Below are 25,533 nucleotides of genomic sequence, written 5' to 3'. Positions count from 1 at the left end.
GAAATGGCAGGCGCAAAAGAGATTCGCAGCAAGATTGCGAGCATCAAAAGCACGCAAAAAATCACCAATGCCATGGAAAAGGTGGCGGTGAGCAAAATGCGCAAGGCACAACTGCGCATGGCGGCCGGCCGTCCCTACGCGGAGCGCATTCGCCAGGTGATCGGCCATCTGGCCAACGCCAACCCCGAGTACCGTCATCCGTTCATGGTCGAGCGTGAAGTCAAGCGCGTCGGCTACATCGTGGTGAGCTCCGACCGTGGTCTGGCCGGCGGCCTGAACATCAACCTGTTCAAGGCGCTCGTCAAGGACATGGCAGCCCAGCGCGATCGTGGCGCGGAGATCGACCTCTGCGTGATCGGTGCCAAGGGTGCATCCTTCTTCAAGAACTATGGCGGCAACGTGGTTGCAGCCATCAGTCACCTGGGCGAAGAGCCGTCGATCAACGATCTGATCGGCAGCGTCAAGGTCATGCTGGATGCCTACCTGGAAGGGCGTATCGATCGCCTGTACGTGGTTTCCAACAAGTTCGTCAACACCATGACCCAGAAGCCGACCGTGGAGCAGATGATTCCGCTGGTGGCCGAGGACAATGCAGACCTGAAACACCACTGGGACTACCTCTACGAGCCCGACGCCAAGGCCCTCCTCGATGGCCTGCTGGTGCGCTACGTGGAATCCCAGGTGTATCAGGCGGTGGTTGAGAACAACGCCTGTGAGCAGGCGGCCCGGATGATTGCAATGAAGAACGCTACCGACAACGCCGGTGATCTGATCAGCGAACTCCAGCTGGTCTACAACAAGGCGCGTCAGGCGGCGATCACCCAGGAAATCTCGGAAATCGTCGGCGGCGCTGCCGCGGTGTAAGAACAGGTTCAAAATTCAGAGGAACCAGACATGAGTAGCGGACGTATCGTTCAAATCATCGGCGCCGTGATCGACGTGGAATTCCCGCGCGATGCCGTGCCGAGCATCTACGAGGCCCTGAAGGTTCAGGGCGTCGAAACCACCCTCGAAGTTCAGCAGCAGCTGGGCGACGGCGTGGTTCGTTCCATTGCAATGGGTTCCACCGAAGGCCTCAAGCGTGGCCTGAACGTGGAGAGCACCGGCGCAGCCATCTCCGTACCGGTCGGTAAAGCGACCCTGGGCCGGATCATGGACGTACTGGGCAACCCGATCGACGAAGCCGGTCCCATCGGCGAAGAAGAGCGTTGGGGTATCCACCGCGAAGCTCCCTCCTATGCCGATCAGGCTGGCGGCAACGAGCTGCTGGAAACCGGCATCAAGGTAATCGACCTGGTCTGCCCGTTCGCCAAGGGTGGTAAGGTCGGTCTGTTCGGTGGCGCCGGTGTAGGCAAGACCGTAAACATGATGGAGCTGATCCGTAACATCGCCATCGAGCACAGCGGTTATTCCGTGTTCGCTGGTGTGGGCGAGCGTACCCGTGAGGGCAACGACTTCTACCACGAGATGAAGGACTCCAACGTTCTGGACAAAGTGGCCCTGGTATACGGCCAGATGAACGAGCCGCCGGGTAACCGTCTGCGCGTTGCACTGACCGGCCTGACCATGGCCGAGAAGTTCCGTGACGAAGGTCGTGACGTACTGCTGTTCATCGACAACATCTACCGTTACACCCTCGCCGGTACCGAAGTGTCCGCACTGCTGGGCCGTATGCCGTCCGCAGTAGGTTATCAGCCGACCCTGGCCGAAGAGATGGGCGTTCTGCAGGAGCGCATCACCTCCACCAAGCAAGGCTCGATCACCTCGATCCAGGCCGTATACGTTCCCGCGGACGACCTGACCGACCCGAGCCCGGCGACCACCTTCGCCCACCTTGACGCTACCGTGGTACTGTCCCGTGACATCGCCTCGCTGGGTATCTACCCGGCCGTGGACCCGCTGGACTCCACCTCCCGTCAGCTGGACCCGCTGGTCATCGGCCAGGATCACTACGACACCGCTCGTGGCGTGCAGTACATCCTGCAGCGCTACAAGGAACTGAAGGACATCATCGCGATCCTCGGCATGGACGAACTGTCCGAGTCCGACAAGCTGCTGGTGGCTCGTGCTCGTAAGATCCAGCGCTTCCTGTCCCAGCCGTTCTTCGTGGCAGAAGTCTTCACCGGTTCCCCGGGCAAGTACGTCTCCCTGAAGGACACCATCGCTGGCTTCAAAGGCATCCTCAACGGTGACTACGACCACCTGCCCGAGCAGGCGTTCTACATGGTCGGCGGCATCGAAGAAGCCATCGAGAAAGCGAAGAAGCTGTAATCCGTGCGCCCGGAAACGGGCGCTTACGTGAGGCAAGGGTATGGCTATTACAGTCCACTGCGACATCGTCAGCGCCGAAGCGGAGATCTTCTCCGGTCTGGTCGAGCTGGTCGTTGCGCACGGCTCCCTGGGTGATCTGGGTATCGCTCCGGGCCACGCGCCGCTGATCACCGAGCTCAAGCCGGGTCCGATCCGCCTGGTGAAGCAGGGTGGCGAGCAGGAGGTGTACTACATCTCCGGCGGCTTCCTCGAAGTACAGCCGAACATGGTCAAGGTTCTCGCCGACACCGTGATTCGCGCAGGCGACCTCGACGAAGCGGCTGCCCAGACCGCACTGAAGGAAGCTGAGAAGGCTCTGCACAGCAAAGGTGCCGAGTTCGACTACAGCTCCGCCGCAGCCCGCCTGGCCGAAGCCGCAGCGCAACTGCGCACGGTCCAGCAGGTTCGCAAGAAGTTCGGCGGCTGAGCCGCGCGAAGCTCCTCGGGGCTTCAGCGACAAATTGGAAAAGGGTAGCCTTGGCTACCCTTTTTCTTTTTCTACACCCGGGGTTTCCCCGCTCACCAGGACGGTCTGTCATTCATGTCCCTCGAAATCGTCATTCTCGCTGCTGGCCAGGGCACGCGCATGCGTTCGGCCCTGCCGAAAGTCCTCCACCCGGTCGCTGGCAAGCCGATGCTCGGCCATGTGATCGATACCGCGCGCACGCTCAATCCTTCCCGCATCCACGTGGTGATCGGGCACGGTGCGGAGCTGGTGCGTGAACGCCTGCAGGCGGACGACCTGAATTTCGTGATCCAGGAGCAGCAGCTCGGCACCGGCCATGCGGTGGCCCAGGCCGCGCCGTTCCTGAGTGCGGACAAGGTGCTGATCCTCTACGGCGACGTGCCGCTGATCGAGCAGCCGACCCTGGAGCGCCTGATGGCCCAGGCCAATGCCGAACAGCTGGCACTGCTGACCGTCGAACTGGATGACCCGACCGGCTACGGCCGCATCATCCGTGACGCTGCTGGCGAGGTTCAGGCCATCGTCGAGCAGAAGGACGCGTCCCCCGAGCAGCGCGCCATCCGCGAAGGCAACACCGGCATCCTCGCCGTGCCGCGCGAGCGCCTGGCCGGCTGGCTGTCGCGCCTGTCCAATTCCAACGCCCAGGGCGAGTACTACCTGACTGACGTGATCGCCATGGCCGTGGCCGATGGCCTGCGCGTCGCCACTGCGCAGCCCCAGGCGGCCATGGAAGTCCAGGGCGCCAACGATCGCCTGCAGCTCTCCGAGTTGGAACGCTTCTTCCAGCAGCGCGTGGCGCGTCGACTGATGGCCCAGGGCGTGACCCTGATCGATCCGGCACGCTTCGACGTGCGTGGCGAGGTCAGCGTCGGCCGCGACGTGCAGATCGACATCAACGTGATCCTCGAAGGCTTGGTGGAAATCGAGGACAACGTACAGATCGGTCCGAACTGCTACATCAAGGACAGCACCCTGCGCCGTGGCGCCATCATCAAGGCCAACTCGCACCTGGAAGGCGCCCACGTCGGTCCGGACAGCGATGTCGGCCCGTTCGCCCGCCTGCGTCCGGGCAGCGTGCTGGAGCGCCAGGTGCATGTGGGTAACTTTGTCGAGCTGAAGAACGCCCACCTGCAGGACGGCGTGAAGGTCGGCCACCTGACCTACCTGGGCGACAGTGAAGTCGGTGCGCGCACCAACATCGGCGCCGGCACCATCACCTGCAACTACGACGGCGCCAACAAATGGCGCACTACCATCGGCGAAGACGTCTTCATCGGCTCCAACAACTCCCTGGTCGCGCCTGTGGATATCGGCTCCGGCGCCACGACTGGCGCGGGTTCTACCGTTACCGCAGAGGTTCCGGCCGGCACCCTGGCGGTCGGTCGCGCCAAGCAGCGCGTGATCGAAGGCTGGAAGCGTCCGGAAAAGATCAAGAAGCCCTGACGTCACCTCATTCCGCCTGTGGGTAAGTCTTTATTTACAGGTGGGGCTACGCTATTTCGTTATCCACAGACGTTTTCCTCACCCGTGCTGCCGCTCGGGTAGGGGCGTCTTTCCTGCCGGAGTTTCTCGATCATGCTCGGCGTCGCCGTCCTGATCTTTCTGATCACCGACCCGTTCGGCAACATCGCGGTGTTCCTTGCCGCACTGAAATCCGTCCCGGCCGAACGCCGGCTCAAGGTCGCCCTGCGCGAACTGCTGCTCGCGCTTGGCCTGCTGCTGATCTTCCTGACCCTTGGCGAGCACATCCTCACCGGCCTGGGGCTGTCGAAGGAAGCCACCGGGATCGCTGGCGGCATCATTCTCTTCGTGGTCGCCATGCGCCTGATCTTCCCGACCCCGCAGGGTGTGCTGGGCGACATGCCCGACAGCGAACCGCTGCTGGTGCCGCTGGCCACCCCGGCCGTGGCCGGCCCGTCAGCGCTAGCCATGCTGATCACCCTGCGCACCACCTACACCGGCCCGTTGTGGGAGTTGTACCTGGCGGTGATTCTTGCCTGGGCGGCGACGGCGCTGATCCTCCTGCAGGCCTCGTTCCTGCAGCGCTTCCTCGGCCCTCGCGGGCTGACCGCCGTGGAGCGCCTGGCCGGCATGTTGCTGATCATGCTCAGCGTGAACATGCTCCTGCAGAACCTGCGCAGCGTCCTGCACATTGCAGCGTGAGTGAGCCCATGACCCTTCGCATCCCCTGTCTCGCCCTGTCCGCCTTGCTGCTAGCCGGCTGCGCCGAGCAGGGGCTGCAGATCGATCGCTCGCATGTCTCGCGCAACCAGGACAGCCGCGTCCAGTACATCATCATCCACTACACGTCGGAGAACCTGTCGCGTTCGCTGAAGGTCCTGACGCAGGGTGAGGTCAGCGCGCATTACCTGATCGGCGACCAGCCGCCGACCATCTACGAGCTGGTGGACGAGAACCGCCGTGCCTGGCACGCCGGGCAGAGCGAATGGCAGGGCCGCACCTGGCTGAACTCCACGTCGATCGGCATCGAACTGGTCAATCCCGGCTATCGTGAAACCCCCAATGGCAAGATCTGGTATCCCTACCCGGACGGGCAGATCGATGCACTGATCGCCCTGCTCAAGGACATCAGCAAGCGCCAGGGCATCACCCCGGAACACATCCTCGGCCACAGCGACATCGCCCCGCAGCGCAAGGTCGATCCGGGCCCGCTGTTCCCCTGGAAGAAGCTCGCCGATGCCGGCCTGATCCCCTGGCCGAAGCCGGGCGAGATTGCCCGCCGCCTGGGTGAGCTGAACGGCCAGTTGCCCGCCCCGGGGTGGTTCCAGCAACAGTTGGCGCGCCATGGCTACGCGGTGCCGCTCGACGGGGTGCTGGATGAGGAAACTCGCAACGTGATTGCCGCCTTCCAGATGCGCTTCCGCCCGGACCGTTTCGACGGCGAGCCGGACCTGGAAACCGCAGCGCTGTTGCTGGCCGTGCCGACCAGTTAAACCGGCAGCAGCAGGTAGAAGCGCGAGCCTTTGCCCGGCTGTGAGTGCAGCAGGATGCGCCCGCCGTGCAGTTGGACGATCTCCTTGCACAGGGCCAGGCCGAGGCCGGCGCCGCCTTTCTTGCGCCCAACCTGGACGAAGGGCTCGAAGATGCGGCTCTGCTGGCTGAAGGGAATCCCGTCGCCGTTGTCCTCCACGGCTATTGCCACTCGTTCATCGTGACAGCGGGCCTGCAGCCGGATGACGCCACCCTCGTGGGTGTGACGCAGGGCGTTGCTGATCAGGTTATCGATGACCCGTTCGATCTGCAGGCGGTCGAGGTTGATCGGCGGCAGGTCGGCGGCGGTTTCCAGCTGGATGTCGATGAGCTGATTGTGTGCCTGACCCTCGAAGCGTTGCCTGGCCTGCGCGAGGATGTCGGTGATGTCGCAGGGCTGCAGGTCGAGTTTCTGCGTGCCGCTCTGGTACCGGGAGAAATTCAGCAGATCGCCGATCAGCAGCACCAGCCGCCGCATCTCCTCATCGACCGTGGTGATCAGATCGTGCTCGCGGGAGTCTTTGGGAAAGGCCAGACGCTCGGAAAGCAGGCCGAAGGCCATGTGCATGCCGGTCACCGGCGTGCGCAGCTCATGGGAGGCGCGCAGCACGAAGTCGTTGCGCACCCGCTCGAAGGCGCGTTGCTCGGTGACATCCCGCAGCACCATCACCGCGCCGATATTGCGTCCATCGTCGTGGGTGACCGGTGACATGCCCCAGGTCAGTAGCCGCTGTTCCCCATTGACCTCCACCACCAGGTCCCGGGGCGTTTCCTCCAGCAGGTTGCCTGCCAGAACTCGCTGGGTGGCCTGGGACAGCTCCGGGCTATCCAGCAGCGTGCCCAGGTCCTGTCCATGGGGATCGCTCCGGGAGAACAACTGGCGGCTGGCGACCGGGTTGGCGTGCTCGATGCGGCCGTCTCGATCGAGGATCACCAGGCCGTCGTCGATGCTGTCGAGCACGGCTTGCAGGCGCCGGCGCCCGTAGCCGATGGCTTCGGTGTTGGTCTCCCGGTACAGGCGCAGGGCCTCCGCCATCAGACCGAAGCGGCGGCTCAGGGCGGCCAGCTCGTCCACCGGGGAAATCGGCAGGGTCAGGTCGAAGTCACCCTGTCCGATCTTGTCCGCCGCCTTGGCCAGTGCGCCGATGGGGGCGCCGAAGCGGCGGGCGATGCTGTGGGCGGTAATGAAGCCGATCAGCAGGATGGCCACGCCCACCAGCCCGAGCAGCCCACTGATCAGTAGCGTCCGCGTGCGCGCATCGCTTTCCTGGGTGTCGATGTTGCGCATGGCGAACTCATGCAGCGCGAGCAACTGCTGACGAAGTCCGTCCAGGTTGCGGCTGAGGTCGCTGTCGGCCAGCAGTTCGGGGCGTCCGGGCCCCGGGTTGTCCGTGGCTGCGACGAATTGCCGGTGGGCGCCGGCTATCTGCTGCAACAGCTGCCGTTCCGTGTCGCTGGAAGCCTGCTGCTGGCCTCGCGCCAGGGCATTGCGGAAGGACTGGCGGGCGGTCTCCAGGCGCTGGGTGTCGGGTTCCGTGTTGAGAACCTGGACCAGCTCGTCGCCCAGGGCCTGGCGCAACTGCTGGCTGACCTCGATGGTGTCGAAATTGCGCTGGATGAGTTCCGCCTGCTCGCGACCGGTGAGCACCACGCTGAACAGCCCCAGCAGCAGTCCCAGCAGGGCCACCGTCATGAGCGCCGAGATGCTCAGGAAGAGCTGGGTGCGCAACGTCAGCGACAGGGGCAGTTTCACAGGCTGTATTGCTTGCGCTTGCGGTAAAGCGTGGAGGCGTCGATGCCCAGGGTCTTGGCGGCCTGATCGAGGGTTGCACTGGAGGCCATCACCGCGGCGATGTGGGCTTTTTCCAGCTCCTCCAGGCTGAGCGATTCGCCGATGCGTGGTGTGGCGTTTGTCGAATGCTCGCTGGGTGCCAGGTGTTCGATACCGATCAGCTCCTGATTGCAGATAATGCTCGCACGTTCGATAACGTTTCTCAGCTCACGGACATTGCCGGGCCAGCCGTAGCGGCGTAGCAGGTCACGGGCCTCATCGGTGAAGCCGCGGGCCGGGCGGCCGTAATCCTTGACGAAGCGGGCGAGGAAGCGCTCGGCAAGGTTCAGGATATCTTCGGCGCGTTCGCGCAAGGGTGGCAGGTTCAGCACGATGACGTTCAGCCGGTACAGCAGGTCTTCGCGGAAGCTGCCCTGGGCGACCATGCCGGCCAGATCGCGGTTGGTCGCTGCAAGGATGCGTACGTCGGCGGTGCGCGTCACCGGGTCGCCCACCCGCTCGTACTCCTTGTCCTGGATGAAGCGCAGCAGCTTGGGTTGCAGGTTCAGGGGGAAGTCGCCGATCTCGTCGAGGAACAGGGTGCCGCCGTCGGCCTGGCTGATGCGTCCAAGGGTGTTCTCGGTGGCGCCGGTGAATGCGCCGCGGCTGTGTCCGAACAGTTCGCTTTCGGTCAGCTCGGCGCTCAGCGATGGGCAGTTGATGGTCACGCAGGGTTTTTTCGCCCGCTTGCTCCAGCCATGGATGGCCCGCGCCAGTTCGCCCTTGCCGGAGCCGGACTCGCCAAGGATGAGGATGTTGGCGTCGGTGGCGGCCACCTGGCGGGCGGTTTCCAGGACCGCAGCCATGGCCGGGCTCTGCGATTCGAGCACGTCGCCCTGCTTGCGCATCTCGCCTTCCAGCGCCTCGATACGTGCCGTGAGCTGGTGGACCTCCAACTGCTTGGCGGCGGCCAGGCGCAACTGATCGGGACTGCAGGGTTTCACCAGGTAGTCGGCGGCGCCGCCCTGCATGGCGTTTACCGCGCTGTCCACGGCGGAATGGGCGGTGATGATGACGACGCGCATCCAGGGGGCTTGCACGCGCATCTGGGCGAGCACGTCCAGGCCGTTGTCCTCGCCCAGGCGCAGATCGAGGAAGCACAGGTCGAAAACCTGTCGTTGCAGCAGCGTGTCGGCCTGGGCGGCGCTGCTGGCGGTCGCCACGCTATAGCCTTCATCTTCCAGGCAATAGCGGAACGAGCGCAGGATGGAAGGCTCGTCATCGACCAGAAGGATGCGGCCTTGTTGCTCAGGCGGAGCGTCCATTCAGGGTGATCCTCATTATTTGTCTTAGGTTATTTCTTAGTCCCGGAAATTTCGTGCAAGTTGCAAAGGCTCTTTCCAGAGCATCGGGCAGGGTGCAAGGACAGAGTTATCCACACGGTAGGTAATGCGTTGAAATAAAAGGACTTATCAACAGGATGGCACTGGCATGGGCATTTTGCTGTCTCTACTGGCAGTACAGAAAAACGCCAAGGAGCGCACCATGCCCACCCCGAAGCTGCTTGTCCTGGCCCTCGGCAGCGTGCTGCTGGCCACTCAGCCGTTGGTCGGCCAGGCCGAGGAATCCACCCTTACCGAACAGTTGGCCGAGGCGCGCCAGGAGGGATCGATCTGGACCGCCATCAACCTCAACCGCGACCTGAAGCCCTTCAAGCTCAGCGTGGATGTGGAAAAGGGCCGTGCCGTGCTGGGCGGCAAGGTTGCCAGCGATGAACAGCGCGAACTGGCGGCGCAGGTCGCCATGAGCGTCGAAGGCATCACCTCTGTGGATAACCGCATTACCGTCGATCCGGCGCTGGCCAGCGGCGAGGCGCCGCGCAGCGATGCGGTACAGCGCTGGGACGATGCGGCACTGGCCGCCCGGGTCAAAGCCAAGCTGCTGCTGGACAAGCCTGCTGAAGGTCTGGACATCAAGGTCTCCAGCAAGGCCGGTGCGGTCACCCTGGAGGGTACGGTGCCCAGCGAGGAAGCCAGTCAGCAGGCTTCCCACCTTGCCGCACAGACCGAAGGCGTCGCCTCTGTGGATAACCGCTTGAAGGTGGTGCCGGAAGGTTCGCCGACCAAGAAGCTGGAAGACTCTGTGAACGATGCCCAGGCCGCGGTCAGCGATGCCTGGATCACCAGCCAGATCAAGGCTGACGTGCTGGCGCGCCATGCGTTGAGCGGGCTTTCCATTGGCGTGTCGACCCGTGATGGTGTGGTCAGCCTCAGTGGCGTGGTGCCCAGCAATGCCGAGCGCCAGCAACTGATCGACACCGCGCGCAAGACCCGCGGCGTTCATGAAGTGGACGCCAGTGCCTTGAAGGTGGCCGGCCAGACCACCGGTCTGTATCGACCGCCCCTGGACGACATTCACGCGTGAGCCGTACCCGATGAGTGATCGCAGCCAGGCCTTCACCGGGCGGTTGCAAAATGCATGGTGAAAGCCTGGCAATCGTGCAGGATGCGGGCGGAAACGTCCTGCTTAAGTGACCCAACGCATTGTTTTAAAAGGATAAAAAAGACAGCAACAGTCTGGCATGTGGCGTGCAGACTCCCAAGGAAATCAGATCATGGGGCCGGCAATGGCAAGGAGGCTCGCAACGGCCAGGAGAGTCGGGATGAATAGCCACGAAACACGTGTCGATGTCTGGAGCCGGGTCCTGCTGGCCATCGCCCTGCTGCTTTTGCTGATCCACCAGACGCAACTGATGTCGCCACTCTCGGGCTATCCCCGCGTATTTATCCCCAGCGCTTATAGCGTGCTACCGGCTGCCCCGCGTTATCCACAGCCCCTTCCGGCCAGGGATAACTTCGACCGGCAGTGGAGCGCGAAACCCCAGGAGTCGCAGGCGGCATCCCCGCGTCGCGGGGGGTGGGTGTTCTGAATCCACGGCCGGCTGGCCTGAACCTCGGGAGCGGGGTCATCCACGCGGCTACTCCGGCAGCGGCGCCGAATCGACCACGAGATAGAGGAGAAATCCCATGCTCAGTTGGGCTCTGACATTCCTGATCATCGCCATCATCGCCGGCGTGCTTGGTTTCGGCGGAATTGCGGGCGCTGCGACCAGCATTGCCAAGATCCTGTTCGTACTGTTCCTGGTGCTGTTCGTCGCGTCGTTCATCGTCGGGCGCTGGCGAGGCTGACGCCATTTCTATACTGATGACGAGCACGGTGATGGATTTCATCCACAAGCTGCTGATCGGTCTCCTGCTGCTGGCCGGCGTCGGGGCCCAGGCCCTGGCGTTGGGGCCGGACAGGATCACCGGGCAGCGGGTCGACCAACTGATGGCTTCCGATCAACAGTACCGGCAGACCTGGCACTCCGTGGTGCGCAACGAAGATCAGTTGCCCGGCTGGGTAACGAATCTCACCGGCACCTCGATGCCGATGCACTCGGTCGACCAGCCGGGCGGCAAGTACCTGGTAGGCGAACTGTGCGAGGCCTACGACTGCACCAGGCACCGGCTCTATGTCGCCTTCACCTGGGATAAACAGAAGGCCTATGCCCTCTACGTGACCGTGCCCGAAGGGTTGCCGCCGGACCAGGCGCCGAGCCGGCACGCCCGCCTGCGCTGGCTGGGCGAACCCGATGACGCGGTGAAAAGCATTCTGGATGAGGAGCTCAGGAGTGATCCGAGCTGGTTCTGATTGCGCGTGGCCGACGGCCTGCGCATGACCAGGGGGCCGGGATGTTCGGGGTGATTCAGGCCCTGAGCGACTCTGGGGTACAGGGGGTACCTCCGCAACGGCGGACCAGGTCAGGGTAAAAGGCTGCGGCGGAGCCGGAGTGGGGAGGAGACATCGTCCTCACCTCGGTTCCGCGGAGCCGGACCGGTTACGGCTTGAAGTTGGCGGCGTCGCGCGCCCAGCCGTCGAGCACGGGTTTCAGGTCGTTGAGCGTCAGCTGCGTGCTGGAGTTCTCCAGCGCCTCGCCAGCGCCTTTGCGCACCACCTTGGCCACCGGCTTGCTGGTGGCGCCGTCCAGCGCTTCCATCTCCACATAGACCTCGGTTGCCTGGTCCCGCGTGCCGATGGCGGTGGTGGTGGCCGCGACCACCAGGGCGATCGGGATCACTTCGTAGGCGTGCAGCCCTTCGGTGGAAACGTTCACGCCGGTGATCGCGGTCTTCAGCACCAGGGTGTCGCGGTCGGCCTGCTGCACCACTCGGTAACGGCTGCTCAGCTGCCGCTCGATCTGCTGCTTCAGGTAGTCGGGAATGGCGTTCAGGGTCGTCTGGTCGACGTTCTCAGTCGGCTTGGGCTGCGGGAAGTACACCGGCCGCTCCACCAGCACCGAGCTGTAGTTGCTCAGTTTCAGATTCGGGTCCACCCAGCGCAGCACTGGTTGTCCGCTGGGCGAGGTCGCGGGTTTGAGCTGGGAGTAGTCGTCGAGGAAGCCGGAATACTGCGAGGCATCCGGCTTCTGGCTGGAACAACCGGCCAGTGCCAGGGCGCCGGCCAACAGCAGGGTGGGTACTACCGAGAGTCGCGTCATAGAGAGTCCTGTATCTGAAGGTTCACCGCGTCGTTCACAGACTTGGCTGGCATGCTTGCGGCGGCGAAGAGTAGCCGCGCTCCGCTTCGAACCAGCACGAACTTACTGATACCGATCAATCCGATGTGACCGGGAAGCGTCCTACAATGCCTCGCCGATTCCCGTCGGCTGATTCAGCTCTATAAACCAGCACCGCAGCAACGAAGAGCGGATTCCGGCGACTTATCCACAGCGCCCGCGATCCTGCCAGCCCTGCGGTCCAATGGCCTCATTCCTTGGCCATGGCCTTCCGTGACGGTCCTTCGATGTGACCGTACATCCGGTAACTGGAACACCGGGTGTCTCGATTCCGGACGGCTCATCCGTTCAACTCGCGCCATTGACGGCATGAATGCAAACAAGCCTAGCCGGCTTTGCAGACCGCTGCGTGACAGGCGTTGAGGAACCTGGTTCATGCAATAAATCAAGGGCCGAAAGACCTGGAACCAAGGTTTCAAGTGCTTTTTCCTATGCCGATTGTGCATAGGGTAGGCGCCTCCGGCATTAGACGAGGGCGTGGGGCATAGGAATCATGCGCCCCTTTTTCGCTTGCCGTCGGCACCCCGATGGCCAAGCGGAACCCCGACTTCCACAAGAATCAAGGGTGACTCACTATGGGCAAAGCCAAGCTCAGCCTCGCCTGGCAGATCCTCATCGGCCTGGTACTCGGAATTGCACTGGGCGCCGCGCTCAACCACTTCAGCGCGGACAAGGCCTGGTGGATCAGCAACATCCTCCAGCCGGCGGGCGACATCTTCATCCGCCTGATCAAGATGATCGTCGTACCAATCGTGATCTCCTCGCTCATCGTCGGCATTGCCGGCATGGGGGATGCGAAGAAACTCGGTCGGATCGGCCTGAAGACCATCATCTACTTCGAAATCATCACCACGGTCGCCATCGTGGTCGGCCTGCTGCTGGCGAATGTGTTCCAGCCGGGCGCCGGCATCGACATGAGCACCCTGGGCACTGTGGATATCTCCCAGTACGCGCAGACCGCCAAGGAAGTCGAACACCACCACGCGTTCATCGAGACCATCCTCAACCTGATCCCGTCCAACATCTTCGCGGCCATGGCCCGCGGCGAGATGCTGCCGATCATCTTCTTCTCGGTGATGTTCGGCCTGGGCCTGTCCTCGCTGCCGGCGCCGACCCGCGAGCCGCTGGTGAAGATGTTCCAGGGTGTGGCCGAGGCGATGTTCCGCGTCACCCACATGATCATGCGCTACGCCCCCATTGGCGTGTTCGCGCTGATCGCCGTGACCGTGGCCAACTTCGGTTTTGCCTCGCTGCTGCCGCTGGCCAAGCTGGTAGTGCTGGTGTACTTCGCCATCGCCTTCTTCGCCTTCATGGTGCTGGGCCTGGCCGCGCGCCTGTTCGGCTTCTCCATCATCAAGCTGATGCGCATCTTCAAGGATGAGCTGATCCTGGCGTACTCCACCGCCAGCTCCGAGACCGTGCTGCCGCGCATCATCGAAAAGATGGAAGCCTACGGCGCGCCCAAGGCGGTGAGCAGCTTCGTGGTGCCTACCGGCTACTCCTTCAACCTCGATGGCTCGACCCTGTACCAGAGCATCGCGGCGATCTTCATCGCCCAGCTCTATGGCATCGACCTGTCCATCGGCCAGCAGCTGATGCTGGTGCTGACCCTGATGGTCACCTCCAAGGGCATCGCCGGCGTGCCGGGCGTTTCCTTCGTGGTGCTGCTGGCGACCCTGGGCAGCGTGGGCATTCCGCTGGAAGGCCTGGCCTTCATCGCCGGCGTCGATCGCATCATGGATATGGCGCGTACCGCGCTGAACGTGATCGGCAACGCCCTGGCCGTGCTGGTGATCTCCAAGTGGGAAGGTGTGTACGACGCACAGAAGGGCGCCCGTTACTGGGAAGCCATGCAGAACGGCCGCGTGGAGCAACTGCTGGACGGCAAGGAAACTGCCGCCACCCGTTGAAGGCGATGGCCTACGTAGGGCGTACAACCCTTCGTGGTTGTACGCCGATACTCCCAAGGCCCCGGCATTGTCCGGGGCCTTGTCATTTCTGGCGCCGGGTGTGCCCGTGCCGCTATCATCCGGGCCATTCCAAGGGGGACTCTCCATGCTCAACGGCCTGTGGCTGGGCTTTTTCATCGTCGCGGCGGTTACCGCGCTTTCCCGCTGGCTGCTCGGAGGCGAGGCGACCGTCTTTGCCGCCATGGTGGAAAGCCTGTTCGCCATGGCCAAGCTGTCGGTGGACGTGATGGTGTTGCTGTTCGGCACCCTGACCCTCTGGCTCGGCTTCCTGCGCATCGCCGAGAAGGCCGGCCTGGTGGAGAAACTGGCAGTCCTGCTTGGCCCGCTGTTCCGGCGCCTGATGCCGGAAGTGCCCGCCGGCCACCCGGCCATCGGCCTGATCACCCTGAACTTCGCCGCCAACGGCCTGGGCCTGGACAACGCCGCCACGCCCATCGGCTTGAAGGCCATGAAAGCGCTGCAGGAACTGAACCCGAGCAGCACCACCGCGAGCAATGCGCAGATCCTCTTCCTGGTGCTCAACGCATCCTCGCTGACCCTGCTGCCAGTGACCATCTTCATGTACCGCGCCCAGCAGGGCGCCGCCGACCCGACCCTGGTGTTCCTGCCGATCCTCCTGGCCACCAGCGCCTCCACGCTGGTAGGCCTGCTGAGCGTGTCGCTGATGCAGCGCCTGCGCCTGTGGGACCCGGTGGTGTTGGCCTACCTGATCCCGGGCGCGCTGGCGCTGGGCGCCTTCATGGCCTTGCTCGCCGGCCTGTCCGCCACCGCGCTGGCGCAGCTGTCCTCATTGCTGGGCAACGTGACCCTGTTCGGCATCATCATGCTGTTCCTCGTCGTCGGCTGGCTGAAGAAGGTGCCGGTGTACGAAGCCTTCGTCGAAGGCGCGAAGGAAGGCTTCGACGTCGCCAAGAGCCTGCTGCCCTACCTGGTGGCGATGCTGTGCGCAGTCGGCGTGCTGCGGGCGTCCGGCGCGCTGGAAATGGCCCTGGACGGCATCCGTTGGGCAGTCGAAGGCCTTGGGTGGGACACCCGCTTCGTCGACGCGCTGCCCACTGCGCTGGTCAAGCCGTTCTCCGGCAGCGCGGCACGGGCCATGCTGCTGGAAACCATGCAGTCTCACGGCGTGGATAGCTTCCCCGCGCTGGTGGCCGCCACCGTGCAGGGCAGTACCGAAACCACCTTCTACGTGCTGGCCGTCTACTTCGGCGCCGTAGGTATCCAGCGTGCCCGTCATGCCGTGGGCTGCGCGCTGGCGGCGGACCTCGCCGGGGTGCTGGCGTCCATTGGGGTGTGCTACTGGTTCTTCGCCTGATGCGACTTCCGGACGCAGCCATGCTGCCAGGAAATATGACGCCTGCTTTTTGTCATTGATGGCACATTGCCGTATCATCGCCGCGTGACTCTGGTATCACAGCGTTTTCGACCAGGGCCGCTGGAAGACCGAAGGGATGCGGTGCACGTGGCAACAGGATGCCAGGCTGTCTTCATTTCCCCTGTGTGATCGTTCGTTCCCCGAATCGTCCCGCCGCTGCGCGGAGACGCCAGGCGGGGACCGCCCCTGATCGATTCCCTGGTCATACCCGCCGGTTCTGGCACGGATTCAATTCGTCCAATTGACCGAACAGGGGAATCCCTCATGAACAAACTGCTTCAGGCATCCATGCTGGGCCTGGCGATTTCCGGCGCCCTGCTGTCCGGCGGGTGCGCCACGGAAAGCTCCCGCGCCATGCCGGTGGAACAGGTGGAAAGCGTCAGCCGTCCCTATTCCGGCCCGCGCGCGCCGATCGCCGTCGGCAAGTTCGACAACCGCTCCAGCTACATGCGCGGTGTGTTCTCCGATGGCGTCGATCGCCTTGGCGGCCAGGCCAAGACCATCCTCATCACTCACCTGCAGCAGACCAACCGCTTCAACGTGCTGGACCGCGACAACATGAGCGAGATCCAGCAGGAAGCCGCCATCAAGGGCCAGGCCCAACGCCTGAAGGGCGCCGATTACGTGGTCACGGGTGACGTCACTGAATTCGGCCGCAAGGAAGTCGGCGATCGCCAGCTGTTCGGCATCCTCGGCCGCGGAAAGACCCAGGTGGCGTACGCCAAGGTCGCGCTGAACATCGTCGATATCTCGACTTCCGAGGTGGTGTATTCCAGCCAGGGCGCCGGCGAGTACGCGCTCTCCAACCGCGAAATCATCGGTTTCGGTGGCACCGCGAGTTACGACTCCACCCTCAACGGCAAGGTACTCGACCTGGCCATGCGCGAGGCGGTCAACCGCCTGGTCAGCGCGGTGGAAAGCGGAGCCTGGACGCCCAGCAAACACTGAATCCTGAACTGCAAGGAGCAATGCAAAGATGACGGAAGTGATGAGCACATCGCGTGTGCTGCGTGGCCTGGGCCTGTTCGCGGCGCTGCTGCTGGCCGGCTGCCAGACGCAAAAGCCGCTGTACCAGTGGGAAAGCTACCAGCCGCAGGTCCACGAATACCTCACCGGCGAGTCGAAGGAGGCGCAGCTGGAGGCGCTGGAGCGCGACCTGCAGAAGATCAAGGCTGACAACGGCGCCGTTCCGCCGGGCTATCACGCCCAGCTCGGCCTGCTCTACCTCAGCCTGGGCAAGGACGATCAGATGATGCAGCAGTTCCAGACGGAGAAGGCGCTGTTCCCCGAGTCGGCGACCTACATGGATTTCCTGATGAAGAACGCCCGGGGAGGCAAGTGAGATGAAGCATACGATCAAGGTTCTCGCCGGTCTGTTCGCCCTGGCCCTGCTCGCGGGTTGTGCACCGCAGAAGACCGTGGACTACTCCGCCTTCAAGCAGAGCCGCCCGAAGTCGATCCTGGTGCTGCCGCCGCTCAACGAGTCGCCGGACGTGAAGGCTTCCTATGGCATGCTTTCGCAGATCACCTACCCGCTGGCCGAGGCGGGTTACTACGTGCTGCCGGTGGCCCTTGTGGATGAAACCTTCCGCCAGAACGGCGTGAGCACTCCCGCTGACATCCACCAGTTGCCCGCCGGCAAGCTGCGCGAAATCTTCGGCGCCGATGCCGCGCTCTACGTCACCGTCACCGAGTACGGCACCAGCTACATGGTGCTGAGCAGCGCAAGCATCGTCACCGCGAGCGCCCGCCTGGTCGACCTGCGTTCCGGAACCACCCTCTGGACCGGTACCGCCACCGCTTCCAGCGAGGAGGGCAGCCAGAACAGCGGCGGCCTGGTCGGCATGCTGATCAGCGCCGCGGTGAAGCAGATCATCTCCAGCGCCCAGGACGACGCCAGCTACCCGGTAGCCGGCATCACCGGTGCCCGCCTGTTGTCCGCCGGACGCAACGGGGGGCTGCTGTACGGTCCACGCTCGCCCAAGTACGGTACCGACTGACTGGAGGTGGCCGGCCACACCGGTGGTCGGCCACCTGCTAAAAGTTTTCTCTCGAAATCCTGTCAAGCAATTGCGCGATATCCAGAAGATTTCCGACGAGATGTCGCGAAGCTTTCACAAAGCTTTCAAGGCCAGTAAATTCGGGCCTTTCAGCCATTTTTAGATTGTCTTCTGGCTGGTTATACACATAGGGTTACAAATAAGTCATCGGATTGCTGCCTGCCTGGCGCCCGGACGATGACCGTCGATTTCCTTTGTGGAGATCCCCCGTGTGTCAGCCTGAGTGATGCCCTTATGGCCTCGAACAATGCCAAAGCCAAAGCCGTCTTCCGTGTAGTAAGCGGCAACTTTCTCGAGATGTACGACTTCATGGTGTATGGCTTCTATGCCACCGCCATCGCCAAGACCTTCTTCCCCGGCGACGACCCCTTCGCCTCCCTGATGCTTTCGCTGGCGACCTTTGGTGCCGGCTTCCTGATGCGGCCGCTGGGCGCCATCTTCCTCGGCGCCTACATCGATCGTCACGGCCGCCGCCAGGGCCTGATCATCACCCTCGGCCTGATGGCCATGGGTACGCTGCTGATCGCCTTCGTGCCCGGCTATGCAACCCTGGGGGCCGCGGCGCCGTTGCTAGTGCTGCTGGGCCGCCTGCTGCAGGGCTTTTCCGCCGGCGTCGAATTGGGCGGGGTCTCGGTGTATCTGGCGGAAATCGCCACGCCGGGCAAACGCGGCTTCTTTGTCAGTTGGCAGTCGGCCAGCCAGCAGGTCGCCGTGGTGTTCGCAGGCCTGCTCGGGGTACTGCTCAACCACTGGCTGAGCCCGCAGGACATGGGCGAATGGGGCTGGCGCGTGCCGTTCTTCGTTGGCTGCCTGATCGTCCCGGCGTTGTTCATCATCCGCCGCTCCCTGGAGGAGACCCCCGAGTTCCAGAAGCGCAAGCACCATCCGGGCCTCTCCGAAGTACTGCGCTCCATCGGCCAGAACTTCGGCCTGGTGCTGGCCGGCACCGCCATGGTGGTGATGACCACCGTGTCTTTCTACCTGATCACCGCCTACACCCCGACCTTCGGCAAGAACGAGCTGCATCTGTCGGACTTCGACAGTCTGCTGGTGACCATGTGCGTAGGCCTGTCCAACTTCATCTGGCTGCCGGTGATGGGCGCGCTGTCCGACCGCATCGGCCGCAAGCCCTTGCTGCTGGCGGCCAGTGTGCTGGCGCTGGTCACGGCTTATCCGATGCTGTCCTGGCTGGTGGCCAATCCGAGTTTCTCGCGCCTGCTGGAGGTGGAGCTGTGGCTGTCCTTCCTCTACGGCAGCTACAACGGCGCCATGGTGGTGGCGCTCACCGAGGTGATGCCGGCGGACGTGCGCACCACCGGTTTCTCCCTGGCCTACAGCCTGGCCACCGCCACCTTCGGCGGCTTCACCCCGGCCATCTGCACCTGGCTTATCCACACCCTGGACAACCAGGCGGCGCCGGGTCTCTGGCTCAGCGGTGCGGCGACGCTCGGCCTGCTCGCCACCCTGGTGCTGTTCCGCAAGGGCGCCCGCGTGCGGGAAGGCTCACTGGCGGCCGTCGGCAACTGACGCCGCTGCGGCGTTCTGCCTCACGGCTGATCCGGACGGGCTTGATTCAAGTCAGGCTCGTCCGGGCGCGGAGGGAGAAGGATAGGGTCATCCCAATCCCTCTTCGCCAGCGGAGACCGCGTCATGATGACCCACAGCAACCCTGCGGAGCTTGCAGCCCTCGCGGCTGTAGGTACCGATCACTGGATAGAAACCCTCGACGACGGCAGCCATGTGCTGATCCGCCCGCTGCGTTCGGAAGACCGTGAGCGCGAGCGCCTGTTCCTCGAGCGCCTGTCTCCCATGACCCGCAAATTCCGCTTCCACGGCGAAGTGAAGATCGACGACAAGCTGCTCGATCAACTGATGGACGTGGACTACCAGACGACCATGGCTTTCATTGCCTTGACCCATGTGGATGGTGAACTGCGTGAAGTCGGCATCAGCCGGTACGCGGCTGTGGATAACCAACAGTGTGAATGCGCGGTGACCGTTGCCGACGACTTCAAGCAACTGGGCCTTGGCCTCGCATTGATGCGCCACCTGATCGATGTGGCCAAGCGCAACGGCTTCCACCAGATGTATTCGATCGACTCATCAATGGATCGCGACATGCGCGACATGGCCCGCGAGCTGGGCTTCCGCGCCCAACCCGATCCGGACGACGCCTGCCAGGTGATTCGCCGCCTGGCCCTGTAACGCCTCTGCTCCGGCGGGGCATCAGCCTCGCCGGCGCCACAACACCAGGCCCAGCAGCACCGCGACCAGCAGCGCGGCCCCGGCGGCCAGCGGATAGACCGCATCGTCGTCCAGCAGCGGCTTCTCGATGCGCAGGTAGCCGTCATCCTTGAACAGCTGCTGTGCCAGCTCGTTCATCTGTTGCAGGCTGACCTTCGCCAGGCGCTTGTCCTCGTCGGGGAAGTGACCGTCGTCGAAGTCCGCCAGCGCACCCCAGTAATAGTCCGCCAGCGTCGCGTTACCCGGCGTACTCCAGGCCAGCTGAGCCCGTGCCACGCGCTGGATGCGGCTGAAACGCGCCGGGTCCAGACCGTCGTGGCGAATCTTCTCCACCACCTCGTGCAACGCCTTGAGCGTGGCGTCCTGATCGTCACGCTCGATGTCGGCGTTCAGGCTGAGGAATCCCTGGTTGGCCCAGGCACTGCGTTCGCTCCAGGGGCCATACGACAGCTCGCGGCGTACCCGTAGCTCGGTATAGAGCACGTCGTTCAGGTATGCCTGCAGAAGGTCCAGGGAGGCGCCTTCGGCATCGCCCGGCTCGGGGAATATCCAGTGCAGCACCGCGCTCTCGCCAAACAGGCTGGTGGTCAGCGTGCGCTGGCGTTCGGCTGTCCCTTTCATCACCGGCAGCTCGCGACGTTCCGGCGTGTCGTGATCGACCAACGCGCCATAGCTGTGGCCCAGGTACACCGGCAGGCGCGGATCGAGGTCACCGACGATGATCAGCGTCATGTTGCTCGGCACGTACCAGTCCTTGCGCAACTGGTCCAGCTGGGCCTGGCTCAGGTGCCCGACCGGTGCGCGCTCGGTGCAGGCCAGCCCCAGTTCCACGGCGAGCTGTTCCTGGCCGGCGCGGCTGACGTTCTGGTGGTCGAGCCAGCGCTGCAGGTGCGAATAGTGGCCGCCGTCCTCGCGCACCAGCACCTGCTTGGCGGAGGCGACCTTCTGCGCGTCCAGTTGGGTACGGGTGATGGCTTCCAGCAGCAGGTCGAGCACCTGGCGCTGGGTGGCGGCCGGCGACTCGACCACGAAGGCGGTATCGCCTTCACTGGTATAGGCGTTCCACTGGCCGCCCAGGGCCTGCATGCGGGCTTCCAGGTCGGCTTCGTCACCGCCGTCCAGGCCGCTGAAGAACAGGTGCTCCATCAGGTGCGGCAACTGGCGGTCCTGGCAGGAGAAGTCGCTGAAGCCGACGCCGACGATCAGCCGGATGGAGACGTGGCCCTTCTCGCGGGTGGGCTTGAACAGCACGCCCATGCCGTTTGCCAACTGGTACGCCTCCACCGTCTGGCGCTGATCGGCATGCGACCAGCCAGCAAGCAGCAGGGATAGCAGGGGGAAAAACAACCAGCGCATGAGCACAAAGCCTGGGGGAGCCAGAACGCAAAGCGACGAGGATAGCGGATTGGCCGGCGTGAACCTACCCGTAGTCCGCTCTACGGTCGGCGCCTTGCATCATCGCCCATGGCTTCTATCGTCACTGTGGGGGCACGACGCGGATTCACCCTCCGGCGACGGCGGACATGCCTTCGCCGTGGATGTAGAGATTCGGAGGCTTCATGCGTGTCCTGATTACCGGTGCGGCCGGGTTCCTTGGCCAGAGCCTGCTCAGCGACCTGGCGGTGCAGCATCTTGACTGGACCCTGATCGCCGCCGATGTTCGCTGCCTGAGTCTGCAGGGGCTGCGCCCGAACATCGAGCCGCTTCAGCTGGACATCAGCGTGCCTTCCAAGGTGCGGCACTGCATGGAAAAGTGGCGCCCCGAGGCCATCGTGCACCTCGCCGCGGTGATCAATCCCCCACGCGAAATGACCCAGTCGCAGCTCTACGCCATCGAGGTCGGCGGCACCAAGACACTGATCGAAGCCGCCTGCGAGGCCGGCGTGCAGCAACTGATCGTCACCAGTTCCGGGGCTGCATATGGCTATCACCCCGACAATGCCGAACTGATCGACGAAAGCCAGCCATTGCGGATCCATCCGCGTTTCCTTCATGTCCGCCACAAGCAGGAAATAGAGCGGTTTCTGGAGGACATGCGGCAGCGTTATCCACAGCTCAAGCAACTCATCCTGAGGCCCGGCACCATCCTCGGCCGACGTGTGCATAACCCGCTCATCGAACTGTTCGGCCAGCGCAAGCTCCTGGGCGTCACCGGCCATCCCAGCCGTTTCGTGTTCGTCTGGGACCAGGATGTGGTGAACGTCATCCGCCAGGGGCTGGAGCAGGGCAGCGAGGGTATCTACAACCTGGCGGGCGACGGTGCGTTGTCCCTGCGCGAGATCGCCGAACTGCTCGGCAAGCCTTACCGGGCCTGGCCGGCTCCGCTGCTGCGCGCCGGACTGGGCCTGCTCAAGCCGCTGGGGCTGTCGACCTATGGCCCGGAACAGGTGGACTTCCTGCGTTACCGTCCGGTGCTGGACAACCGGCGGCTCAAGGAGGAGTTCGGCTACCAGCCGCGCTACTCCAGCCGGGAGGCGTTCCTGGCGTTCCTCGAGGCCCGCGGGATGAACGGCTGACAGCTCAGCCTGTTGATAACCTGTAGAAAAACCTGTGGAAAGCCAGCTTCGACAAGGTTCCGGGGTTGCCAGGCTTCAGCTGCCCGAGTGGCGGCGGCGCTGACGGTATTCCCCCGGTGTCAGGCCCGTCCAATGGCGGAAGGCGCGGAAGAACACGCTGGGTTCGGAATAGCCGAGCAGCGCGGCGATATCGGTGGCCGGCAGGTTGTCTTCGCTGAGATAGCGCTCCGCCAGTTGCCGCCGGGTGTCGGCCAGCAGCTGTTGATAACTGCTGCCTTCCTCTGCCAGGCGTCGTTGCAGGGTGCGCTCGCTCAGGCCCAGAACGTTGGCCAGGGCCGCGCGGCCGGGTTCGCCGCGGGTGAGCTGTTCGCCGAGCAGCGCGACTACCCGGCCGCTGACACTGGCGCTGGGCAGGCGCGCCAGCAGTCCTTCGGCATGCTGGCGCAGCAGGTCGCGCAGTGGCGCATTGGCCTGCGGCAGGGCGACACCAACCATCGCCTTGGGCAAGCCCAGGGCATAGTCCTGGGCCTCGAAGTGCAGCGGGCAGGCAAAGGCCTTCGCATAGTCGTCGAGGTGCTCCGGCTGGCGGTGCATGAAGCGGCAGCCGGCGAGCTGCAGGCCTGGCAGCAGCGCCTTGAGCTGGCGCGCCCAGAAGCTCAACAGGGCCAGTGCGCGGGGACGGGTGGCGGACTGCTCGGGATTGAGCGGACGGTAGGCGACCCAGATGCTCTCGGGCTGTACCTCGATCGTCACCTGGCCGCCTTCTCCGACCAGACGCTGGTAGCGCAGCGCCGACTCCAGGGCTTCGCCCAGCGTCGTGCTGCTTTGCAACAGATAACCCAGGGCGCTGAAGGAGGCCGGCGACAGCGCACGGCCCACGGCCAGACCGGGCTCGGGGTTGGGCAGACGGGTCTGGATCGCGTCCCAGAGCCGTTCCTGATGTGGGAAGTCGATGCGCGCGTCGGGATCGCCGAGCTGAGCCTCCTGCAGGCCGCTTGCGGTGAGCAGCGCATCGCGGTCGAGGCCCAGGCGGGCCGCGGCCAACAGCACGGCCTGGGTCAGGCTTGCGCTGACCGAGGGTGTGCGGAGTGTTTGAGAGCTTTCGTCCATGGCGGGGGATTCTGCCCTAACCCTGGGCCCTGGGTAACCTGTGTTGTGCGCGGTTTCGCGCGGCGCTGCCGAGCGCCCCGCGAAACGGTCCGGCCGTCGTCCGATTCAACTTGCCGCGCGCGAGCCGGGTGCCGGGGGTTGCTGCGCCTGCTCGACCTCATGCTCGACGAAGTCCTCGGCTGCTCTGGCGTCGCCGACGCTGGCGTCCGGGTTGTCCAGCACAGCATAGGCGATGGCGCAGAACAGCGAGTTCAGGCGCTTCATGTCGCTGATCAGGTCCAGGTGCAGCGAACTGGTCTCGATGCTCTGCACCACCTGCTGGCGCAGGCGGTCGACGTGCGCGTGGGCGTAATGGCGCTCCTGCAGGCGGAAGCGCTGCTTGGCGCGGCGCAGGCGCCGGGCGCCTTCCTGGTCGCCATTGAGGAACACCGACAGGGACAGGCGCAGGTTGCTGAGCAATTGCCCGTGCAGCACGGTGATCTCCTCCAGGCCGTTGTCGGAGAACGAGCGGCTGCGCGAAGTCTTCTTGTCCTGCACGGCGCCGAGCATGTGCTCGATGATGTCGCCGGCCTGTTCCAGGTTGATCGCCAGTTCGATGATCTCCGCCCAGCGGCGGCTGTCGCGCTCGCCCAGATCCTCGCGGGGCATGCGCGCCAGGTACAGCTTGATCGCGGTGTAGAGCGCGTCGACGTCGTCATCCTGCTTGCGGATTTGCTTGGCGAGCAGCGGATCGCCGCTGTGGATAACCTGCATCAGGTGATTCAGCATTTGCTCGACGATATCGCCCATGCGCAGGGTCTCGCGCACCGCGTTGACCAGCGCCAGGCTCGGTGTGTCCAGCGCCGCCGGGTCGAGGTGGCGGGGGCGCACGGTGTCTTCGGGGGACTGCCGGTCCGGCATCAGGCGCGTGCACAGCTGCGCCATCTGCTCGGTGAGCGGCAGGCACGCCAGGCAGCGGGTGGCGTTGTAGAGCACGTGGAAGGCGATCACCAGTTCCTGGGTGCGGAACGGCCAATCGTCCATCCACACCGCCACCGGCCCGACCAGGGGCAGCACCAGCAGGCAGCCGGCGAACTTGAATAACAGGCTGCCCAGGGCCACGCGCCGACCGGCGGCATTCTGCGAGGCCGAGCTGATCAGGGCGAGGATGCCGCTGCCGAGGTTGGCGCCGACCACCAGGCACAGCGCCACTTTCAGCGAGATCACCTTGGAGGTGGCCAGCGTCGCGGCGAGCAGCACGGCGGCCAGGCTGGAATAGGAAATCATGGCGAACAGCGCGCCGGTCAGGGCGTCGAGCATCACATCGCCGGTCAGGCTGGAGAACAGCACCTTCACGCCCTTGGCCTGGGTCATCGGCTCGGCGGCGGCGACGATCAGCTGCAGCGCCAGGATGATCAGCCCCAGGCCGATGAACACCCGGCCGAGCTGGCCGGCGCGGGTCTGCTTGCGGCTGAGGAAGAGGATCACCCCGAAGAAGATCAACAGTGGCGAGAGCCATGACAGGTCCAGCGTCAGCACCCGCGCCATCAGTGCCGTGCCGACGTCGGCGCCGAGCATGATGGCCAGGGCGGGCGCCAGCGCCATCAGGCCGGTGGCGACGAAGGAAGTGGCCAGCAGCGCGGTGGCGTTGCTGCTTTGCACCAGGGCCGTCACGCCGATACCGGCGGCGAAGGCCAGCGGCCGCTTCTGTACGCTGTTGCTCAGCACACGCCGCAGATGGGTGCCGTAAACCCTGAGAATGCCGGTGCGGACGATATGGGTGCCCCACACCAACAGGGCGACGGCGGAGAGTAGATCGAGCAGTTTGAGCATGTCGGGCCCCCTCACGCTTTCCGGGGCCGCTGACCTCAACAGCCCCTGACGACCTCGCCCGCAATCCGATAGCGCGGAAGGCCGATAAGGACACGGCAGCGTTCAGGCGTTGTCATCCAATTGTCTTGGGTAGACCCGTGTTTTTCCCTGAGGGTTCGCCAAATGCCTGATTCGCTGGGGTTCCTGTGCTTGAGTAAAGCTGATCCGGCGCCATCGTGCGGGCGGATATTGCAGCGAAACGCGGCGCCGGGCCTGACCTGGAACAGCCAGCCCGCCAGTCCTGTGGATAA

At 64.2% G+C, this 25,533-nt stretch carries 24 protein-coding genes; 18 read left to right on the top strand and 6 right to left on the bottom strand.

The window, feature by feature from the left end:
- Positions 1-3: 3 nt before the first annotated feature.
- The 6 genes from atpG to SD196_RS27580 all read left to right on the top strand — a co-directional run bounded on the left by atpG (position 4) and on the right by SD196_RS27580 (position 5,730).
- On the top strand, positions 4-864 hold the full coding sequence (atpG, locus tag SD196_RS27605; protein ID WP_015479767.1) for a F0F1 ATP synthase subunit gamma: 861 nt from the start codon (positions 4-6) through the stop codon (positions 862-864).
- A gap of 30 nt (positions 865-894) precedes the next feature.
- Positions 895-2,271 (top strand): F0F1 ATP synthase subunit beta, encoded by a 1,377-nt coding sequence (gene atpD / locus SD196_RS27600; RefSeq protein ID WP_109935325.1) that lies wholly within the window; start codon positions 895-897, stop codon positions 2,269-2,271.
- Between the two features lie 40 nt (positions 2,272-2,311).
- A complete protein-coding gene (locus tag SD196_RS27595; RefSeq protein WP_275609438.1) occupies positions 2,312-2,737 on the top strand; it encodes a F0F1 ATP synthase subunit epsilon in 426 nt (141 codons plus the stop codon).
- Positions 2,738-2,851: 114 nt separating this feature from the next.
- Entirely contained in the window at positions 2,852-4,219 is a 1,368-nt protein-coding gene (glmU, locus tag SD196_RS27590) for a bifunctional UDP-N-acetylglucosamine diphosphorylase/glucosamine-1-phosphate N-acetyltransferase GlmU (RefSeq protein WP_416310920.1), read from the top strand.
- Positions 4,220-4,351: 132 nt separating this feature from the next.
- Entirely contained in the window at positions 4,352-4,939 is a 588-nt protein-coding gene (locus tag SD196_RS27585) for a MarC family protein (protein ID WP_015479763.1), read from the top strand.
- Between the two features lie 8 nt (positions 4,940-4,947).
- On the top strand, positions 4,948-5,730 hold the full coding sequence (locus SD196_RS27580; protein ID WP_275609436.1) for an N-acetylmuramoyl-L-alanine amidase: 783 nt from the start codon (positions 4,948-4,950) through the stop codon (positions 5,728-5,730).
- Here the strand turns inward: SD196_RS27580 and SD196_RS27575 are convergent.
- Both SD196_RS27575 and algB read right to left on the bottom strand, forming a co-directional pair.
- Entirely contained in the window at positions 5,727-7,520 is a 1,794-nt protein-coding gene (locus SD196_RS27575) for an ATP-binding protein (protein WP_275609435.1), read from the bottom strand. The genes SD196_RS27580 and SD196_RS27575 overlap by 4 nt on opposite strands.
- A complete protein-coding gene (algB, locus tag SD196_RS27570) occupies positions 7,517-8,863 on the bottom strand; it encodes a sigma-54-dependent response regulator transcription factor AlgB (protein ID WP_275609434.1) in 1,347 nt (448 codons plus the stop codon). The genes SD196_RS27575 and algB overlap by 4 nt, the downstream gene beginning before the upstream one ends.
- Before the next feature lie 220 nt (positions 8,864-9,083).
- On the opposite strand from algB, the gene SD196_RS27565 reads away from it, so the two are divergent.
- The 4 genes from SD196_RS27565 to SD196_RS27550 all read left to right on the top strand — a co-directional run bounded on the left by SD196_RS27565 (position 9,084) and on the right by SD196_RS27550 (position 11,231).
- Positions 9,084-9,962, top strand: a complete 879-nt coding sequence (locus SD196_RS27565) for a BON domain-containing protein (protein WP_370600378.1) — start codon at positions 9,084-9,086, stop codon at positions 9,960-9,962.
- 238 nt (positions 9,963-10,200) lie between these two features.
- Complete coding sequence (locus tag SD196_RS27560; protein ID WP_275609432.1) at positions 10,201-10,467, top strand: hypothetical protein; 267 nt, start codon at positions 10,201-10,203, stop codon at positions 10,465-10,467.
- Between the two features lie 97 nt (positions 10,468-10,564).
- On the top strand, positions 10,565-10,726 hold the full coding sequence (locus tag SD196_RS27555) for a DUF1328 domain-containing protein (protein WP_275609431.1): 162 nt from the start codon (positions 10,565-10,567) through the stop codon (positions 10,724-10,726).
- A gap of 31 nt (positions 10,727-10,757) precedes the next feature.
- The gene (locus tag SD196_RS27550) at positions 10,758-11,231 is read left to right on the top strand and encodes an inhibitor of vertebrate lysozyme family protein (protein WP_331315103.1); all 474 of its coding nucleotides are present in this window, start codon (positions 10,758-10,760) and stop codon (positions 11,229-11,231) included.
- Positions 11,232-11,418: 187 nt separating this feature from the next.
- Here SD196_RS27550 and SD196_RS27545 read toward each other — a convergent pair whose 3' ends face one another.
- A complete protein-coding gene (locus tag SD196_RS27545) occupies positions 11,419-12,078 on the bottom strand; it encodes a DUF3313 domain-containing protein (protein WP_275609429.1) in 660 nt (219 codons plus the stop codon).
- 653 nt (positions 12,079-12,731) lie between these two features.
- Here SD196_RS27545 and gltP point away from each other — a divergent pair.
- From gltP to SD196_RS27510, 7 genes are all read left to right on the top strand, one after another.
- Entirely contained in the window at positions 12,732-14,066 is a 1,335-nt protein-coding gene (gltP, locus tag SD196_RS27540) for a glutamate/aspartate:proton symporter GltP (protein WP_275609428.1), read from the top strand.
- A 145-nt stretch (positions 14,067-14,211) separates the two neighbouring features.
- Entirely contained in the window at positions 14,212-15,441 is a 1,230-nt protein-coding gene (locus tag SD196_RS27535) for a nucleoside recognition domain-containing protein (RefSeq protein WP_275609427.1), read from the top strand.
- Between the two features lie 324 nt (positions 15,442-15,765).
- On the top strand, positions 15,766-16,449 hold the full coding sequence (locus SD196_RS27530) for a CsgG/HfaB family protein (RefSeq protein WP_275609426.1): 684 nt from the start codon (positions 15,766-15,768) through the stop codon (positions 16,447-16,449).
- Between the two features lie 40 nt (positions 16,450-16,489).
- Positions 16,490-16,843, top strand: a complete 354-nt coding sequence (locus SD196_RS27525) for a DUF4810 domain-containing protein (RefSeq protein ID WP_370600376.1) — start codon at positions 16,490-16,492, stop codon at positions 16,841-16,843.
- Position 16,844: 1 nt separating this feature from the next.
- On the top strand, positions 16,845-17,501 hold the full coding sequence (locus SD196_RS27520) for a DUF799 domain-containing protein (protein ID WP_331315096.1): 657 nt from the start codon (positions 16,845-16,847) through the stop codon (positions 17,499-17,501).
- Between the two features lie 294 nt (positions 17,502-17,795).
- Positions 17,796-19,088, top strand: coding sequence for an MFS transporter (locus tag SD196_RS27515; protein WP_416310919.1), 1,293 nt, complete (start codon positions 17,796-17,798; stop codon positions 19,086-19,088).
- Between the two features lie 123 nt (positions 19,089-19,211).
- Complete coding sequence (locus SD196_RS27510; protein WP_275609423.1) at positions 19,212-19,766, top strand: GNAT family N-acetyltransferase; 555 nt, start codon at positions 19,212-19,214, stop codon at positions 19,764-19,766.
- Between the two features lie 21 nt (positions 19,767-19,787).
- Here SD196_RS27510 and SD196_RS27505 read toward each other — a convergent pair whose 3' ends face one another.
- A complete protein-coding gene (locus SD196_RS27505) occupies positions 19,788-21,161 on the bottom strand; it encodes a M16 family metallopeptidase (protein WP_416310918.1) in 1,374 nt (457 codons plus the stop codon).
- A 203-nt stretch (positions 21,162-21,364) separates the two neighbouring features.
- Between SD196_RS27505 and SD196_RS27500 the strand changes: the two genes are divergently transcribed.
- The gene (locus SD196_RS27500; protein ID WP_416310917.1) at positions 21,365-22,321 is read left to right on the top strand and encodes an NAD-dependent epimerase/dehydratase family protein; all 957 of its coding nucleotides are present in this window, start codon (positions 21,365-21,367) and stop codon (positions 22,319-22,321) included.
- A 75-nt stretch (positions 22,322-22,396) separates the two neighbouring features.
- Here SD196_RS27500 and SD196_RS27495 read toward each other — a convergent pair whose 3' ends face one another.
- Both SD196_RS27495 and SD196_RS27490 read right to left on the bottom strand, forming a co-directional pair.
- Complete coding sequence (locus tag SD196_RS27495; RefSeq protein ID WP_275609420.1) at positions 22,397-23,431, bottom strand: AraC family transcriptional regulator; 1,035 nt, start codon at positions 23,429-23,431, stop codon at positions 22,397-22,399.
- A 105-nt stretch (positions 23,432-23,536) separates the two neighbouring features.
- On the bottom strand, positions 23,537-25,243 hold the full coding sequence (locus SD196_RS27490) for a Na/Pi cotransporter family protein (protein WP_275609419.1): 1,707 nt from the start codon (positions 25,241-25,243) through the stop codon (positions 23,537-23,539).
- Between the last annotated feature and the right edge of the window lie 290 nt (positions 25,244-25,533).

It is taken from the genome of Pseudomonas macauensis (assembly GCF_047902425.1).
Taxonomy (GTDB): Bacteria; Pseudomonadota; Gammaproteobacteria; order Pseudomonadales; family Pseudomonadaceae; genus Pseudomonas.
Note: the sequence above shows the minus strand (reverse complement) of the source record. Positions and strands in the feature narration are given on the sequence as shown.

What these genes read in the sequence shown, in the direction of transcription:
- atpG (WP_015479767.1), top strand. Translation starts at nt 4, where the DNA reads ATGGCAGGCGCAAAAGAGATTCGCAGCAAGATTGCGAGCATCAAAAGC.
- atpD (WP_109935325.1), top strand. Translation starts at nt 895, where the DNA reads ATGAGTAGCGGACGTATCGTTCAAATCATCGGCGCCGTGATCGACGTG.
- SD196_RS27595 (WP_275609438.1), top strand. Translation starts at nt 2,312, where the DNA reads ATGGCTATTACAGTCCACTGCGACATCGTCAGCGCCGAAGCGGAGATC.
- glmU (WP_416310920.1), top strand. Translation starts at nt 2,852, where the DNA reads ATGTCCCTCGAAATCGTCATTCTCGCTGCTGGCCAGGGCACGCGCATG.
- SD196_RS27585 (WP_015479763.1), top strand. Translation starts at nt 4,352, where the DNA reads ATGCTCGGCGTCGCCGTCCTGATCTTTCTGATCACCGACCCGTTCGGC.
- SD196_RS27580 (WP_275609436.1), top strand. Translation starts at nt 4,948, where the DNA reads ATGACCCTTCGCATCCCCTGTCTCGCCCTGTCCGCCTTGCTGCTAGCC.
- algB (WP_275609434.1), bottom strand. Translation starts at nt 8,863, where the DNA reads ATGGACGCTCCGCCTGAGCAACAAGGCCGCATCCTTCTGGTCGATGAC.
- SD196_RS27565 (WP_370600378.1), top strand. Translation starts at nt 9,084, where the DNA reads ATGCCCACCCCGAAGCTGCTTGTCCTGGCCCTCGGCAGCGTGCTGCTG.
- SD196_RS27560 (WP_275609432.1), top strand. Translation starts at nt 10,201, where the DNA reads ATGAATAGCCACGAAACACGTGTCGATGTCTGGAGCCGGGTCCTGCTG.
- SD196_RS27555 (WP_275609431.1), top strand. Translation starts at nt 10,565, where the DNA reads ATGCTCAGTTGGGCTCTGACATTCCTGATCATCGCCATCATCGCCGGC.
- SD196_RS27550 (WP_331315103.1), top strand. Translation starts at nt 10,758, where the DNA reads ATGGATTTCATCCACAAGCTGCTGATCGGTCTCCTGCTGCTGGCCGGC.
- SD196_RS27545 (WP_275609429.1), bottom strand. Translation starts at nt 12,078, where the DNA reads ATGACGCGACTCTCGGTAGTACCCACCCTGCTGTTGGCCGGCGCCCTG.
- gltP (WP_275609428.1), top strand. Translation starts at nt 12,732, where the DNA reads ATGGGCAAAGCCAAGCTCAGCCTCGCCTGGCAGATCCTCATCGGCCTG.
- SD196_RS27535 (WP_275609427.1), top strand. Translation starts at nt 14,212, where the DNA reads ATGCTCAACGGCCTGTGGCTGGGCTTTTTCATCGTCGCGGCGGTTACC.
- SD196_RS27530 (WP_275609426.1), top strand. Translation starts at nt 15,766, where the DNA reads ATGAACAAACTGCTTCAGGCATCCATGCTGGGCCTGGCGATTTCCGGC.
- SD196_RS27525 (WP_370600376.1), top strand. Translation starts at nt 16,490, where the DNA reads ATGAGCACATCGCGTGTGCTGCGTGGCCTGGGCCTGTTCGCGGCGCTG.
- SD196_RS27520 (WP_331315096.1), top strand. Translation starts at nt 16,845, where the DNA reads ATGAAGCATACGATCAAGGTTCTCGCCGGTCTGTTCGCCCTGGCCCTG.
- SD196_RS27515 (WP_416310919.1), top strand. Translation starts at nt 17,796, where the DNA reads ATGGCCTCGAACAATGCCAAAGCCAAAGCCGTCTTCCGTGTAGTAAGC.
- SD196_RS27510 (WP_275609423.1), top strand. Translation starts at nt 19,212, where the DNA reads ATGATGACCCACAGCAACCCTGCGGAGCTTGCAGCCCTCGCGGCTGTA.
- SD196_RS27505 (WP_416310918.1), bottom strand. Translation starts at nt 21,161, where the DNA reads ATGCGCTGGTTGTTTTTCCCCCTGCTATCCCTGCTGCTTGCTGGCTGG.
- SD196_RS27500 (WP_416310917.1), top strand. Translation starts at nt 21,365, where the DNA reads ATGCGTGTCCTGATTACCGGTGCGGCCGGGTTCCTTGGCCAGAGCCTG.
- SD196_RS27495 (WP_275609420.1), bottom strand. Translation starts at nt 23,431, where the DNA reads ATGGACGAAAGCTCTCAAACACTCCGCACACCCTCGGTCAGCGCAAGC.
- SD196_RS27490 (WP_275609419.1), bottom strand. Translation starts at nt 25,243, where the DNA reads ATGCTCAAACTGCTCGATCTACTCTCCGCCGTCGCCCTGTTGGTGTGG.